Below are 15217 nucleotides of genomic sequence, written 5' to 3' on the forward strand. Positions count from 1 at the left end.
GATAATCCAGACTTTTTTTGTGAAAATATGATATAGTGAAAAGAGTACGGTACACACAAAAAAGGAAATAAAAGGATTTGTGTATATCTCAATTTTATGTTTTGTGCAGGAGGTATATCGTTTGAAGAAATTATTGCGTATCGTAATGATTACATTTTTAATTTTAGCTGTTGATTTATACGGGAAATTACTCGTTTCACAATATATATTAACCCCATCTCAATCAAAACAAGAAAATAAAATTGTGAAAAAGAAAAAACAAGTCGATGAGGACTCCTCAGACACTGTTTTAAATATGATTGGTGGAGATTCTGAAAATCTATTGGCAAAGTGGGGAGAACCAGCTCGAATAGAGCCATCTGCTTACGGTTATGAATGGTGGGTGTACAATCAAGATTTAAATCAGTACGTTCAATTTGGAGTTGCTGAACGTAAAATTGTAACAGCGTATGTTGCTGGTGAACAAGTTAAGGTACCGCCTTATTATATAAATGAAAAATATGAAGATGTATACAAAAAGAATCCGCTCTCGCATGAGATTTCATTAAAAAGAGGGAAGAATAGTTATCAATTTGAGTTATCTGATACGGAAGTAATGGAACAGCCGTTAGTACCTGTAGAAGATGGATGGGCACAATTATATTTTGATCATTTCACACATGAACTCGTTGGTGTTCGTTATATGGATGATGAAACGTTATTGCGCCAAAGACCGTATCAGCTTGTTTATTCAGGTGAATTAATAGCAGAACAACCATTAACACCAGAAAAGATGAAACAAGTAGAGAATGGGAATATGCAACAAATTTTTGATTTAACAAATATTATTCGAAGTCGTCATGAACTACCATTGTTAACGTGGGATCAACAAACAGCAGATGTTGCTATTGGACATAGCAAAGATATGAAAGACAATAATTACTTTTCACATGATTCACCTACATTAGGTACGTTAGGAGATCGTTTACAACGAGGACGAGTAGGGTTTCAGCTTGCTGGTGAGAATATAGCGGCACAACATAGTGATGGAATTGCGGCGGTACAAGGTTGGTTAAATAGTGAGGGGCATAGAAAAAATTTATTTAATGAACAATTTACCGGATTAGGTGTTGGGGTATATGATAAATTTTATACGCAAAACTTTATTCGAAAATAGAGTGAAACTTTAAGTAGTGTAAAAAAGGTGCATGAATCGTCTAAAAATAGGCGAACCATGCGCCTTTTTTTTCTTACAATATAAGTAGATATACATGAAGAGGTGAGGATTATGCCAACAACAAAAGGACCGTTACATCCATCGGTTCAACAGTTTAAAGAATTTGTAAACCATCACCCTAAAATGGTTCATGACGTTAGAAGTGGTCAAAAAACTTGGCAGCAATTTTATGAAGAATGGTACTTACTTGGTGAGGAAGATCCAATATGGGCAACTTATAGACCTGATGGAGCGCCTGCCTTTTCTTCAGTAAAAGAAAATAAAAAAGAGAAGGAAAAAGACAATCGAACTGAAGAGGAAAAAACTGCTGATGTGATGGGACAAATGCTTTCTTTTTTTAAAAAGCTAGATGTGGAACAAATGCAGCATCATTTAGCTAATGTGACGAGTGCTATCGGGAGTGTGCAACAAGTTATTCAACAGTTTCAAGGAAGTCGCACGCAACAAGAACAAAGTACTTCCAAAGAAAATAATCCATTTTTCTTTCAAAAGGATTAGGGGGAAAGATGATGAGAGAAGAACTTATGGAGTTTATAAAGGCTGATGAGGACTTATCGCGTTATATTAGGGAGCAGCCATACTGGTATAGGAAGTTAACCCGAAATCCTGAAGAAAAAGAAGCTTTTGAGCTGGCTGCTATGCAACATTTCAAAAAAACGATACCAGATAAAGTAGAAAAATTTCAAAATCAATTGGCGGTTGCTTCGATCATGATTGATATGTTTCAGTATATGAAGCAGCAAAATACGACATAATTGGAAGGGAAAACTATGTCCGTCATGCAGAACTTTTGTTACAATAGAAGCGGATTATTTAAAAAAGGAGTTGCAGCATGACGGAAATTTGTTTAGTACGACATGGACAAACTGATTGGAATTTTCAAGAGATTATTCAGGGGCGTGAAGATATTCCACTTAATGAAGTTGGGAAAAAGCAAGCGAGTCAAAGTGCGGCTGCTTTGCAAGTAGAATCGTGGGATATTATTATAAGTAGTCCGTTAATTAGAGCACAAGAAACGGCTAAGGCAATCGCAGAGGCAGCTGGATTACAATCCATTTTATTAGATGAACGATTTGTTGAACGGAATTTTGGAGAAGCTTCAGGGAAGCCGGTTGCGACTGTTAGAGAGTTAATTGCGGAGGGTAAAGTAGAAGGTATGGAGTTAGATAAAGAAATTGTAGCTCGTTGCTTTGCTGCTTTAGAAGATGTTGCAGTAACTCATTCTGGTAAACGTATTATTATTGTTGCTCATTCACATGCGATAAAAGCTATTTTACATGCAATTGCACCAGATGAAATTACGTTTAAGACCCCGTTAAAAAATGCATGTATTAGTTATGTGAAAGAAAACGGCGGAGAATGGGATGTTCTTAAATATAATATTGCGGAACATATTAATGTATAAGCGTATCTGAGATTGTTTGAAAATAGTTAGAGTCATATCTTTCTTTTAAGTGAGTCACTTCAATTAGTAGTTCTATTCTAAATGTGGTATGATGAATACTCGGAGGTGTCTCTCATGATTGTAGCGACGCTAGAAAGCGTATTAATATTAGATAAGGCAGAGCAGCTTGCAAAAGCGATCATCTGTTCAGATATAGCAGAAGATTATCGTAAGTGTTATAAAGAATTGCATGAGGATGTGGAAGTTCAGACATTAATTCAGCAATTTACAGCGATGAAGGAACGATATGAGGAAGTGCAGCGTTTTGGGAAATACCATCCTGACTATACTATCGTGTCAACAAAAATGAGGGAATTAAAGCGTTCTGTAGACTTGCATGATAAGATTGCAACCTTTAAACGAGCAGAAACTGCTTTACAAAAGTTATTAGATGAAGTTAGTGTAGCAATTGGTTCTGAGGTATCCTCTTCTATTAAAGTTCCAACAGGAAATCCATTTTTCGATGCTGGTGGCTGTGGCGGAGGTTGCGGTACTGGCGGAGGTTGCGGTTGTAAAAAAACGGGGTGATGTACCCCGTTTTTTAGAAGATGTAAGAAAACGTATACAGAGTTTGTTTCATTATGTCATAAATTTCTGGTTAGTTTTCAAAAATATAAAATATAAGTTTTTAAAAGGAGAAGATGGAGAAGATTATGTTCGGGCAACGACAAAGTATGATTGTTTATTTACATTCATTGAAACATGCCAAGATTTTAAGAAAATATGGTAACATACATTACATATCAAAACGATTAAAATATGCCGTTGTATATTGTGATATGGAACAAATTGAGCATATGATGCATAAGTTGAATAAACTTCCTTTTGTGAAAAAGATAGAACAGTCGTACCGTCCGTTTTTAAAAACGGAATTTGAAAATTCCCGTCCTGATCGGGCAAAAGAATACGATTATAGTTAAAGTAAAAAAATCCCCTGCTACGTTTAGCGTGGGATTTTTTTACTTTAAATAAAGTGTTATTTCATTGGAGGAATGAAATTATTCATTCGTAAAATACCAATTAGATGATTGAAAAATAGTTCTTTTTCTGGGAAAGTTGTGGACGGTTTTACAGTAAATGTGGTCACTTTTTTTCCTAGTTTTTCTGCCATCTCTTCAAATAAAATGACACGTTTACTTTTTTTATTTTCAGGCATAGGAATACCTTCACGACATATGTATAATGGCTGGAAATCACCAGTAGTGGTCGGTTTTAATATTACAACAAGCGAGCATACTTTCTTTTCGTTTTTAATTGTTTCAAATTGTAACATATGTGTTATACGTTCTTGGTTTGCTTTGGCAATTTCAAGTAATTCATATAAATCAGAGTAGCCTTCTCCAAGTTCTATAAAGCGTTGAATCATATCTTTTCCTCCTCTTTCTTTTACTGTACCATCTCACTTTTTAAATGAAAAGTAGACAAAGAAAAAAAACCCTGCAAAGCAGGGCCCTTCTTATACTAGTATGTACTAGTAAGAAGGCAAAGGGAGAGGAGAAACCGGAGGAAGAACTTATGGGGAAACGTAAGTCTTCTCCGCGGTTGGCAACAACATCGAAGGTGATGTTGTTATAATTATTTATGTCCAATCTAAATGAAGATATACATAATGAATTTAAATTTTATGTTTGGCTTTTTATTTTTCTTTTTTTTATTTTATGATAGGATAAAAAAAGATAAAGTGAAACTTTAATCAGTGGGGGTATCCCTGCTGATTATTAGCCTTCACTAATCGGGCGTTTACGGGCAGTTAATTTCCCACCTCACTTTTTGTTCTAACCGAATTTTGAGTTGGGAGTTTTACTGCCCGTTAATGCGGGGGAAAGTGGAATTAATGTACATAATGGGTTTGTGTTAGCGTATGGCGAGATAAATACATAAAAAATGACGAGCGGTTATTTTTAGAGAAAGTTTCTTATGGATAGGTGAAAGTTACATATAGTTTTGCAGCGGTTACTGAAGTGGGAAATTATTTTATAAGCGCTCGATAGATTGAAATAAAGGTAGTGACAACAGATGAGAGTAGTTTCAGGAAAATGTAAAGGGCACCCACTTAAAGCGGTTCCCGGCAATACAACACGTCCAACGACGGATAAAGTAAAAGAATCTATTTTTAATATGATAGGCCCTTATTTTGATGGTGGTACCGCTCTTGATTTATTTGGCGGTAGTGGTGGCCTTGGAATTGAGGCTATAAGTAGAGGGATTGAAAAAGCGATTTTTGTTGATCGAGATAGTAAAGCAATAAAAGTCATTCATCAAAATTTAGAAAGTTGTAGAATACATGAACAAGCTGAAGTGTATCGAAATGATGCAGAGCGTGCGGTGAAAGCGCTCATAAAGCGTGAAATGTCATTCGATCTTATACTAATAGATCCTCCATATAAAGATCAAAAAATTGTATCTTTGATTAGTGTGATGGATCAACATGGATTGCTACATAGAGATGGATTAATTATGTCAGAGCATGGTAATGATGTTGTTTTACCTGATTCTATAGGGAATCTTGTAAAAGTAAGAGCTGAAAATTATGGGATTACAGCAATATCGATTTATAAGTATGAAGGTGAGGAGACAGAATGACAAGTATAGCTATTTCTTCAGGGAGTTTTGATCCAATTACCCTTGGGCATCTTGATATTATTAAAAGGGGAGCAAAAGTGTTTGATGAAGTGTACGTAGTTGTTTTAAACAATTCATCAAAAAAACCATTCTTTTCAGTTGAAGAACGTCTAGATTTAATTCGAGAAGCAACAAAGGATATCCCAAATGTAAAAGTGGATTCGCATAGCGGGCTATTAGTGGAGTATGCAAAAATGCGTAATGCAAATGCAATTTTACGTGGTTTACGAGCGGTTTCTGACTTTGAATATGAGATGCAAATTACTTCTATGAATCGAAAATTAGATGAAAATATTGAAACCTTTTTTATAATGACAAACAACCAATATTCATTTTTAAGTTCGAGTATTGTGAAAGAAGTTGCGAGGTATGGAGGAAGTGTAGTAGATCTTGTGCCTCCTATTGTAGAGCGTGCTTTAAAAGAAAAGTTTCAAACCCCGTTAAAGTGAACGGGGTTTTTCTTTATTCATGCGTAAAAACAATAAGATAACATATAAGTATAAACAAAATAATGTGAAAATCGGTCCGTAGTGTACAAAAGATGTCCAAATTTCAAGTAGTGTAGAAGAATGATTGGATAAAAATACGGGAATATCTTTTTCCATAGGTGAGAAAGAACTTACTTTCTCATAAAAAGGTTTCCAAAATATAAACGTAAAAATAGGTGCAAGAATACTTTGGATAATTCGTGCGAAAAAATATGGCTTAAATCGGATATCCGTTTCAGCTAGTATGCTAGCAACTTGTGCCTGAATTGAAAGGCCGCTAAATGCTAAAATGAAGCTTGTTACCATCGCTTGTTGCAGAAGGGGTGTTTCATTTATTTGACTAATCATTTGGCTTCCGAGTGTCATTTCAAAAATACCTGATAATATCGGAATACTAAAATCAGTACTTAGTTGGAAGAATGATAAAATATGTTGCATAATAAAAGAAAGAGTTGCTGTAATATGGAATACAGTAATCATTTTGTTTAACACAGAAAATAAAATAATAAATCCGCCAATCATAAGTAATGTTTGAATGGAAGAAACGATAGCGTCCCCAAGTAATTTTCCTATTGGTCTTTTTTCTTGCAAGCGTGTTTGGTGAAGGATTGAAAAAGGGTTTTGAAAAGGACGTTTTTTAGTAGTTTGTTTATCATTTGTGTAAGATGTGTTATGCCCGTAAAAACGCATTATTAATCCGACGGCAAAGTTGCTTAAATAATGTGCAGCAGCTAGTACGATTCCTAATTTCGGATTATTGAAAAAACCGATAGAAACAGCTCCAAAAATAAAAAGTGGATTAGAAGAGTTTGTGAAAGATACGAGGCGCTCGGCTTCAATTTGTGTTATTTGATCGCTTTTACGCAGTCTAGCGCTTAATTTGGCGCCAGCAGGGAACCCTGAGGCCATGCCCATTGCCCAAACAAATCCACCTATTCCTGGAACGCGAAAAAGTGGTCGCATGAGTGGTTCTAATATAACGCCTATAAATTTTACAACACCGATACTAATTAGAAGTTCCGCAATGATGAAAAACGGTAATAGTGAAGGGAATACAACTTCCCACCATATATTTAACCCTCGAATGGAAGCTTGCAAAGCAGCTTGGGGGTGGAGTACAAGAGAAAAGGTTAAAAATAGTGTTGATATGGTAAGGAAAGCGGTTTTCCATTTTTCATACATGTAAGTAAATCCCCCTTTGTCCCAAAAAACGTTCATTTCAGTATACGTGGATACGTGGTGAATTTAGACCATAAGTATGAAAAAGGGATGAAAAAAATTAAAGGGTGAGAAAAATGAAAGAACCGAAGATTGGTTTAGCGCTTGGATCTGGGGGAGCGAAAGGATTTGCTCATATTGGCGTTATAAAAGTTTTAAGGGAAGCGGGTATCCCGATTCATATGATTGCAGGGAGTAGTATGGGGGCCTTAATAGGTACATTTTATGCAGCTGGCTGTAACGTTGAACGATTGTATAAATTGGCGACTGTTTTTAAGAGGAAATACTATTTAGATTTCACGGTACCAAAAATGGGGTTTATTGCTGGTAAACGTGTCAAAGATATGATTAAAATGTTTACATATAATAAAAATTTAGAAGAGTTAGATATCCCGACAGCTGTTGTGGCTACTGACATATTGAAGGGGGAGAAAGTGGTTTTTACAAGTGGTCCTGTTGCAGATGCGGTGAGGGCTAGTATATCTGTCCCTGGAGTGTTTGTGCCAGAAAAGGTAAATGGACGATTATTAGTAGATGGTGGAGTGATTGATCGCATCCCAGTTTCGGTTGTAAAAGAGTTAGGTGCCGATATTGTTATTGCTGTTGATGTATCTCCGATTAAGGTGAATGGTGAGGTTACATCTATTTATGATGTAATTATGCAAAGTATTGAAATTATGCAGCATGAGCTTGTAATGAATCGGCAAATTGCATCAGATTTAATGATGCGACCAGCTGTGGAACAATTTAGTTCACGTGCTTTTACAAACATTGAAGACATTATTCGAGTCGGAGAAGTAGAAGCAGAAAAACATGTTTCAAATATTTATTTATTAATTGAGCAGTGGAAGGAGAAACATAATGTTTAAGCGTTTTCGGTTTATATATGCAATCTTAATAGGTGTGATATTGGCGATGTTACTTGTTTATGTGCGTTTACCGTACTATGTAACAAAACCAGGAATGGCTGCGAAATTAGAGCCGTATGTCCAGGTTGAGGGTGGAACAAAAGAATCTGGTGATTTTATGCTTGTAACGGTTTCGATGGGGCCGGCAAATGTGGTGAATTTAATAGCGGCACAATTTAATAAATATACACATGTTTCGAAGGCGGAAGAAATATTGCAAAGGGGCGAGAGTGATGAAGAATATCAATTCCGCCAAAATTATGCAATGAAAGACTCGCAAAATGCAGCAATTTATAATGCGTATAAACAAGCGAATCGTACTGTTTCTTTTGAAAATAAAGGTGTATTAGTTGCTGGTGTAGCGAAGGGTATGCCGTCAGAGGGGAAGCTTAAGCTTGGAGATATCATCATAGCTGTCGACGGAAAAACATTCGAAAAGACGGATCAATTTATTGAGTATATGACAGGGAAAAAAGAAGGAGATACAGTAAATATTGAGTACATGCGAGGCGGAAAACAGTTAAAAGAAAATTTAAATGTAAAGACAATTCCTAATGGAAATGGCCGCGTAGGTATAGGTGTCTCTATCGTGACGGAAAGAGAGTTAGTAGTAGATCCGAAAGTGAAAATTGATTCCCATGAAATAGGTGGGCCATCAGCAGGCTTAATGTTTACATTAGAAATATATAATCAACTTGTGGAAGAAGATTTAACAAAAGGACATGAAATTGCTGGAACAGGTACAATTAATGAAAAGGGAGAAATTGGCCCAATTGGTGGTATACAGCAAAAAGTGGTAGCTGCTAGTGATGCGGGTGCTGAGGTGTTTTTTGCGCCAAATGAAAAAGGTGCGGAGAAATCCAACTATAAAGATGCACTTGAGGCTGCGAAAGATATTAAAACAAAAATGAAGGTTGTACCAGTGGATACGCTGGATGATGCGTTGAAGTATTTGGAAAAAATGGGTGAGAAAAAATAAACCTCTCTGAAATAGAGAGGTTTTTTTTATAGAAACGTTGTAGTTGTTTCATCGTAACGAATTGGATGGTGTGTTACGTCTTGTTTTAGTAGTTGTGTCCGTAATGGTTCTTGCATGATGGAGAAATATACAGAATTGGCTTTTCGCTCTATATGTAAAGTAGGATGGTCAAATGTTTTTGTATGGGTAAGGATGGGAAGTTCTATTTTTTTCTTGTTTTTTGAAAGATAAGTTTGTCCTTTTTGTGACATGCCGAGTAGACGAATATACGGTGCATGTTGTTCTATATTTGCCGTATGCATCTCTTCTTTTGTCGTGTTTGTTAAAATATGTGTACAGGCTCTTTGTAATCTAGTCCATGTATAACGTTTTGTTTTTAATGCTTCCATGAATGAGTGGAAGGAAGAGCTGTTTTGTATTTTTGATAAAATACGATGCTCTAAACCTTCTTCGATTTCATATATATGTCGTAAGTCCCCTGGAGACATCGTCATAAGTTTGTATTTAAAAAATGAAAAGTATTGTTCCCAATTATGTAATATCCCGAAGTTTTGTTTATAAGTTGCTAAAAGAGAAGCGGTTGCTTTCGGGATAAAAGGCTCAATTTCTGTAAATGAACCATTTTCGCTAAAGAGTTGTTTACGAATACTCGTTGCACTTGCGATATGTTGGCTGCTAAATGTTTCATCGTGATAATGAGATGCGTATCTTTTTATAGTTTGTGCTTGCATAGAACTATTTTGCGCCAGAATTGCTTTTATGTATTGAAAGCCTAAAATGTTATTTGGTTGTGACATATCGATGTTTTTTTTGGATTGTAAAATGTGTAGAAAGGCTTCAGATGTAGCTTTGGCGTAACTATTACCTGCGCTCATAAATTGCTTTACGAGACGATTAAAAGTCGCTTCTTCGTTTTTTTGTACAGAGATGGTATTATAAAAATTTTCGATTTGTCCATCTTCACTGCCAAAACAAATTTCAGAAACGCGTAAGGCATTTAAGATGGAAATAGCACCATTTGCAAAAGTTTCAGCTTTTTGTGTTGCAAATGCGTATGGAAGCTCTACAATAAGGTCTACACCGCCTGCTAAGGCCATTTTAGTGCGATACCATTTGGAAATGAGTGCGGGCTCACCACGCTGCAAAAAAGGGCCACTCATAACGGCAATTATAATATCGGAGTGTGTTAACTTTTTTGTTTGTTGCACATGATAATCATGACCGTTATGAAAGGGGTTATATTCAACGACAATACCACTGGCTTTTATGATAATCTCTCCTTTCGATGTAGCATCTTTTTGGAAAACATGATACTCTATATATTATTTACTATGATGACTTCATTATAGTGTAAAGAAAAAACATTGACAAATATAAAATGGCTAGCTATAATTTTGTTTGTTGCCTTGAGGTGATATGATATGAAATGGTCCATCCATCAATTGAATAAATTGAGAAATAAAGGATTGACATTGGATGAGATGGTAGATGTAAGTGAGCTAAAAGAGGTCGAGAAAGATATTCGTGAAATTAATCCTGTTCATGTAACAGGAAGAGTTGATTTTGGCTCCGGGAAGTTTACGTTCCATCTACATATAACTGGAAGCATGGTTTTACCATGTTCTCGCTCTTTAGTAGATGTGACATTACCATTTGACATTAAAACAACTGAGGTGTTCCAAACTTCAGAAGAAGAGTTTGAAACAGAAGCTGAAATTCATTGTTTAGAAGGAGAAGTACTTGACTTACTGCCCGTAATCAAGGAAAATATACTTTTGGAGATTCCAATGCAAATTTTCAGTGATGATGTTTCTGGTGGAGCACCGATGCAAGGTCAAGACTGGCAAGTGATTTCGGAAGAAAACAAAGAAAAGGCTGTTGATCCAAGATTGGCAGGACTTGCAAAGTTTTTTGACAAATAATCGGAAGACTGGTTTAGGCCTTCATATGAAAATAATTATTTCTTTTAAGGAGGTGGGAAGAATGGCTGTACCTTTTAGAAGAACTTCTAAAACAGTAAAAAGAAAGCGTCGTACGCATTTCAAATTATCAGTACCTGGTATGGTAGAGTGCCCAAGCTGTGGTGAAGCGAAATTAGCTCACCGTGTATGTAAAGCATGCGGTACTTACAAAGGTAAAGAAGTAATCAGCAAGTAATTGCGGGAAAATAAACGTAGAAGATATCTTCTACGTTTATTTTTTTTGTCTTATTCTTTAGTTGTTGTATTCTATCTTTTCTAGTAACTGCATATGCTTAATAAAAAATGCATAGGGAGGACTAGAGAGATGGCGACAACAAGACAAGATGCTTGGACTGATGATGAAGATTTGCTTCTGGCAGAAGTAGTACTCCGGCATATTCAAGAAGGTGGAACGCAACTTTCTGCCTTTAAAGAAGTGGGAAGACATTTGTCTCGTACACCAGCAGCATGTGGATTTAGGTGGAATTCTTACGTGAGAAAGCAATATAAAGAACGTATTGAAGAAGCGAAACAACTTCGTAAAGTAGAAAATTATGAAGTGAAAGAGACGGAGGTATTAGAGCCTACGTCAATTACACTGAATGATGTTATTGATTTCTTGCAAAATTATAAAGATGCAAACTCTTTAATGGTGTTGCAAAAACAAGTTGAATCGCTACAAACAGAGAGAGAACGACTTCTAGAGCGATTATCAGTATATGAGGAAGAGTATAGAACATTACTTGATTATATCGATCAAAAAAGAAGTGTAATGGTAGCGGAAAGAAATAGTGTTCGTTCGAATGGAAAGTTAGAGAAGTTAAAGAAATAAAAACAGCTGTTACGCAGCTGTTTTTTTATTTCTTATGCAGATTCCTCGTTTGTAATCGCATTCATATTTGTTTCTGGATGCCAAATATAAAAATCACCATTAGTTACTGATACAGGTTGGAAATTTAATTTATCCCAAAAACCAGCTGAATGGATACGTGCTATCGTTTTAACTGGGAACTGTAGTTGTTTTGCATAATTCACAAGCATTTGTCCAAATCCTTGTTTTTGAAAAGTTGGTAACACTTCAAGTTTATAAAGTTCTAGGTAAGGGCCAGTAATTTCAAATGGTTCGCCACCATCCCTTTTCATATATAGACTCATACGTGCGATTAGTGATCCGCCATAATAAATACCATAAAATGGTGATTCGCTATTGTTTTCAATAATGTTTGCTTGTAACTCTTCCAACATAGATAGTTCTAGAGCTCCGCAACCTTTAAATTTTTTAAATTCATCTAATGTTTTATAATTGATGAGCAAGCGCTCAACTTTTGGGAATCCCATTACATCACATCCTTTTCTTATCTTGTTGAATCCAGAAAAGTAAAAATATTTATAATAATATTATAACTTATTTTTTTATTTTTATGAAGAAGATAGTATATTTCTTTTATTATTTTTTTGAGGATTTGCTAAACTAAGAATAGAAGCACGTTAATAAGTAGTATATACATAGTGAAAGAAGAGGTTGCGTTTATCTGTTAGGAGTCAGTGCAAGCGTAGGATGTATGCATGTGAATTAGAAAGATATAAAGGGAGGGAAGGCAAGGAAATTTAATATGAATTCCTTGGGTGAAAATGAAAATTGGAATTGTAGGATCAGGTGCTATTGGTCTATTATATACATTTTATTTACAAAAAAGTAATCAAGATGTCACGTTGTTTACAAGGACGGCTAAGCAGGCTGAAGAATTGAATAAAACAGGTGTAACTTGTATTAGAGATGGGAAACGTGAAACGGTATTTCCATCCATTTTACCGATAGAATATATGTTAGATCAGAAGTTAGATTATACATTTATTGCTGTGAAGCAATACCATATAAATGACATATTACCGTTTGTGCAAGGAGAATCATCATTAATCTTTTTGCAAAACGGAATGTCGCATCTTCATGCTATACAGAAAATAAGGAATGAGAATATAGCTGTTGGTATTGTAGAACACGGTGCGAAAAAAGAAGAAAGGTATACGGTCCATCATACTGGAATAGGTATAACGAAGTTTGGGGTAGTGCGCGGTCCATCTTTATATTTTAAAAAAGTATTCGATTATTTTCCTTTTGCTCATTTTCCAATTCAAATAGAGGCTGATTGGAAAGGTATTATGTACAAAAAATTAGTAGTAAATGTATGTATTAATCCATTGACAGCGTTATTGCGGGTTCAGAACGGTGAGTTAATTACGAATCCTTTTTTTTATCAAATGATGGAGCAAGTATTTAGGGAAGTTGCATTTCTTGTTAGTGAAGAACAAGAAATGGTATGGGAAATGGTACGAGGTATATGTGAAAGAACGTCTCATAATACATCATCTATGCTAGCAGATGTAAGAGCGAATAGACAAACGGAAATCGATGCGATTGTTGGATATGTGTTAGAGGAAGCTAAGAAACAGCAACGACCAGTTCCGACACTTCAATTTTTGTTCGATGCAATAAAAGGATTAGAAGTAAAAGAATAAGTGTTATTCTTTGCTTTTACGTGAAACATTGACTACAATGTGGATTGGTGAGAGAACTGGATACGAAAGGAAGAATTATATGGAGATAAACGAAATCTCTGTTCCGCAACAAGGTATTGTAGCGGACTATATGAACGGTAAAAAAGAGATACAGTCGTGTTTTGATTATATGTTAACAGAAGTTGCTTTTAAACAACGTTTACATGATTTGCGTGAAAGGAAGTTTTTCCGCCAAGAGTTAGTAGCGCATTTATTAGAATATAATACAAAATTGCAAGCGGGAGAATCTACAATTCAAAATGTAAAAGCGCTTGGAGATGAAAATACATATGTTGTTATAGCTGGACAACAAGCGGGGTTATTAACTGGACCGCTTTATACAATTCATAAAGTTATTTCAATTTTACAGCTTGCAAAGGAAAAGGAAGAAAGTTTAGGTGTTAAAGTCGTTCCTGTATTCTGGATTGCTGGTGAAGATCATGATATGGATGAGATTAATCATACTTTTGTAACGAAAAATAAAAAAATAAAAAAGACTATTTTTCATGACCGTAATCCGAAAAAGGCGAGTGCTTCTGAGTCTGAACTGTCTGTTGAAGATTGTAGAAAATGGATGGAAGAGATTTTTAAAACATACCCAGAAACGAATTTTACAAAGGATGTATTACGATTTGTAGATGATGCTTTGAATAAATCCAATACGTATGTAGATTTCTTTGCTTACCTTATTACAAAAATGTTTGCTAATTCTGGTTTAATTCTTGTTGATTCGCATCATCCTGAATTAAGGAAGTTAGAGGTTCCATTCTTCAAACGTATTATAAGCAAGTATAAAGAAGTGCAAGAGGGGCTTCACAATCAGCAGGAAGTAATTAAAGAATTAGGGTATAAACCAATTATTGAAACAAAGTCTAATGCAGTGCATATATTCATGGAAATCGATAATGAGCGAGTGCTGCTTGAAGACAATCAAGGAAAGTTTGTCGGAAAAGATGGGACACATTCTTTTTCATATGAAGAATTGATTGAAGAGTTGGAGAGAAGTCCAGAGCGTTTTAGTAATAATGTTGTAACACGTCCTCTTATGCAAGAGTATGTATTTCCTACGCTAGCGTTTATTGGAGGTCCAGGGGAGATAGCTTATTGGAGTGAACTGCAACAAGTATTCCATACTGCTGGTTTCCAAATGCCGCCTGTCGTTCCTCGTCTTACAATGACTTATATAGAGAGAGATATAGCGACAGATTTAAATGATTTACAGTTGCAAGAAAATGATCCGTTTTTACATGATGTAGATAAATTACGTGAAAACTGGTTGTCTGATCAAATAGAGGAACCAATCGACGATCGATTTGTAGAGGCGAAAAAAGAAATTATTGATATTCATACATCATTACAACAGTTTGTGAAAAAAATAGATCCAGGATTAAGTGAATTCGCAGGGAAGAATGAGTTGAAAATTAATGAACAAATTGAACTGTTAGAAAGAATGTTGAAAAGAAATGTTGAGAAAAAACATGAAGTTCAACTAAATAAATTCCGCCGTATACAATGTGCAATTCGTCCATTAGGAGCTCCGCAAGAGCGCGTGTGGAATGTATGTTATTATTTAAATCAGTTCGGTTTGGATTTCGTTGATCGAGTGATGGAGAATTCATTTTCTTGGGATGGAAAACATCATGTTATAAAACTATAGAATCTTGCTCTTTGGAGCAGGATTTTATTTTTATTCTGTTGAATTTACTGTGAAGTGAAATTTTTCTGAATTATCATTTTATAACTGGTAGAGATTGTATATATGTAGGATACTTAAATATATGACAAAATCACACAAAATGTAAACGTATTATTCTCTTTTTCGACA

The 15217-nt window shown here is 35.3% G+C and carries 19 protein-coding genes; 15 read left to right on the forward strand and 4 right to left on the reverse strand.

All coding sequences use genetic code 11. The annotated features are described in order from the left end of the window. Positions 1 to 121: 121 nt before the first annotated feature. The 6 genes from JDS81_RS03990 to JDS81_RS04015 all read left to right on the forward strand — a co-directional run bounded on the left by JDS81_RS03990 (position 122) and on the right by JDS81_RS04015 (position 3580). Positions 122 to 1156, forward strand: coding sequence for a CAP domain-containing protein (locus tag JDS81_RS03990; RefSeq protein WP_000735382.1), 1035 nt, complete (start codon positions 122 to 124; stop codon positions 1154 to 1156). Positions 1157 to 1267: 111 nt separating this feature from the next. Then, the gene (gene ylbD / locus JDS81_RS03995) at positions 1268 to 1714 is read left to right on the forward strand and encodes a YlbD family protein (RefSeq protein ID WP_001143329.1); all 447 of its coding nucleotides are present in this window, start codon (positions 1268 to 1270) and stop codon (positions 1712 to 1714) included. A gap of 11 nt (positions 1715 to 1725) precedes the next feature. After that, positions 1726 to 1971, forward strand: a complete 246-nt coding sequence (locus JDS81_RS04000) for a YlbE-like family protein (RefSeq protein ID WP_001206442.1) — start codon at positions 1726 to 1728, stop codon at positions 1969 to 1971. 77 nt (positions 1972 to 2048) lie between these two features. Beyond that, positions 2049 to 2621, forward strand: coding sequence for a histidine phosphatase family protein (locus JDS81_RS04005; RefSeq protein WP_000134950.1), 573 nt, complete (start codon positions 2049 to 2051; stop codon positions 2619 to 2621). A 114-nt stretch (positions 2622 to 2735) separates the two neighbouring features. Further along, positions 2736 to 3188, forward strand: a complete 453-nt coding sequence (locus tag JDS81_RS04010) for a YlbF/YmcA family competence regulator (RefSeq protein WP_000634357.1) — start codon at positions 2736 to 2738, stop codon at positions 3186 to 3188. Positions 3189 to 3313: 125 nt separating this feature from the next. After that, the gene (locus JDS81_RS04015) at positions 3314 to 3580 is read left to right on the forward strand and encodes a YlbG family protein (protein ID WP_002093356.1); all 267 of its coding nucleotides are present in this window, start codon (positions 3314 to 3316) and stop codon (positions 3578 to 3580) included. 56 nt (positions 3581 to 3636) lie between these two features. Here JDS81_RS04015 and JDS81_RS04020 read toward each other — a convergent pair whose 3' ends face one another. Continuing rightward, entirely contained in the window at positions 3637 to 4026 is a 390-nt protein-coding gene (locus tag JDS81_RS04020; RefSeq protein WP_000616007.1) for a DUF7147 family protein, read from the reverse strand. A 650-nt stretch (positions 4027 to 4676) separates the two neighbouring features. On the opposite strand from JDS81_RS04020, the gene rsmD reads away from it, so the two are divergent. Both rsmD and coaD read left to right on the forward strand, forming a co-directional pair. Continuing rightward, a complete protein-coding gene (gene rsmD / locus JDS81_RS04025) occupies positions 4677 to 5243 on the forward strand; it encodes a 16S rRNA (guanine(966)-N(2))-methyltransferase RsmD (protein WP_001266984.1) in 567 nt (188 codons plus the stop codon). Beyond that, on the forward strand, positions 5240 to 5731 hold the full coding sequence (gene coaD, locus JDS81_RS04030; protein ID WP_000200597.1) for a pantetheine-phosphate adenylyltransferase: 492 nt from the start codon (positions 5240 to 5242) through the stop codon (positions 5729 to 5731). The genes rsmD and coaD overlap by 4 nt, the downstream gene beginning before the upstream one ends. Here the strand turns inward: coaD and ylbJ are convergent. Then, on the reverse strand, positions 5723 to 6952 hold the full coding sequence (gene ylbJ, locus JDS81_RS04035; protein ID WP_016109036.1) for a sporulation integral membrane protein YlbJ: 1230 nt from the start codon (positions 6950 to 6952) through the stop codon (positions 5723 to 5725). The two genes, coaD and ylbJ, sit on opposite strands and share 9 nt — an antisense overlap. Positions 6953 to 7065: 113 nt before the next feature. Here ylbJ and JDS81_RS04040 point away from each other — a divergent pair, with 113 nt between their 5' ends. Continuing rightward, on the forward strand, positions 7066 to 7857 hold the full coding sequence (locus JDS81_RS04040) for a patatin-like phospholipase family protein (protein WP_000662585.1): 792 nt from the start codon (positions 7066 to 7068) through the stop codon (positions 7855 to 7857). Then, positions 7850 to 8875 (forward strand): SepM family pheromone-processing serine protease, encoded by a 1026-nt coding sequence (locus JDS81_RS04045; protein WP_000476315.1) that lies wholly within the window; start codon positions 7850 to 7852, stop codon positions 8873 to 8875. The genes JDS81_RS04040 and JDS81_RS04045 overlap by 8 nt, the downstream gene beginning before the upstream one ends. 26 nt (positions 8876 to 8901) lie before the next feature. On the opposite strand, the gene JDS81_RS04050 is transcribed toward JDS81_RS04045, so the two are convergent. Then, positions 8902 to 10143: a nucleotidyltransferase gene (locus tag JDS81_RS04050; protein ID WP_179864516.1), complete on the reverse strand. Its 1242-nt coding sequence runs from the start codon at positions 10141 to 10143 to the stop codon at positions 8902 to 8904. Between the two features lie 153 nt (positions 10144 to 10296). Here JDS81_RS04050 and JDS81_RS04055 point away from each other — a divergent pair, with 153 nt between their 5' ends. The 3 genes from JDS81_RS04055 (at position 10297) to JDS81_RS04065 (ending at position 11668) form a co-directional block, all read left to right on the forward strand. Next, the gene (locus JDS81_RS04055; RefSeq protein ID WP_000872142.1) at positions 10297 to 10797 is read left to right on the forward strand and encodes a YceD family protein; all 501 of its coding nucleotides are present in this window, start codon (positions 10297 to 10299) and stop codon (positions 10795 to 10797) included. Positions 10798 to 10858: 61 nt separating this feature from the next. Next, complete coding sequence (gene rpmF, locus JDS81_RS04060; protein ID WP_001984764.1) at positions 10859 to 11032, forward strand: 50S ribosomal protein L32; 174 nt, start codon at positions 10859 to 10861, stop codon at positions 11030 to 11032. A 129-nt stretch (positions 11033 to 11161) separates the two neighbouring features. Next, complete coding sequence (locus JDS81_RS04065) at positions 11162 to 11668, forward strand: RsfA family transcriptional regulator (protein WP_097954276.1); 507 nt, start codon at positions 11162 to 11164, stop codon at positions 11666 to 11668. A gap of 32 nt (positions 11669 to 11700) precedes the next feature. On the opposite strand, the gene JDS81_RS04070 is transcribed toward JDS81_RS04065, so the two are convergent. Continuing rightward, on the reverse strand, positions 11701 to 12174 hold the full coding sequence (locus JDS81_RS04070) for an N-acetyltransferase (protein ID WP_000506686.1): 474 nt from the start codon (positions 12172 to 12174) through the stop codon (positions 11701 to 11703). A 294-nt stretch (positions 12175 to 12468) separates the two neighbouring features. Here JDS81_RS04070 and panE point away from each other — a divergent pair, with 294 nt between their 5' ends. Continuing rightward, positions 12469 to 13353 (forward strand): 2-dehydropantoate 2-reductase, encoded by an 885-nt coding sequence (gene panE, locus JDS81_RS04075; protein ID WP_033661358.1) that lies wholly within the window; start codon positions 12469 to 12471, stop codon positions 13351 to 13353. A 79-nt stretch (positions 13354 to 13432) separates the two neighbouring features. Further along, positions 13433 to 15049 carry a bacillithiol biosynthesis cysteine-adding enzyme BshC gene (gene bshC / locus JDS81_RS04080; RefSeq protein WP_097954275.1) on the forward strand — a complete coding sequence of 539 codons (1617 nt, stop codon included), beginning with the start codon at positions 13433 to 13435 and terminating at the stop codon, positions 15047 to 15049. Positions 15050 to 15217: the final 168 nt, after the last annotated feature.

It is taken from the genome of Bacillus cereus group sp. N31, from assembly GCF_016483245.1.
Classification (GTDB): domain Bacteria; phylum Bacillota; class Bacilli; order Bacillales; family Bacillaceae_G; genus Bacillus_A; species Bacillus_A toyonensis.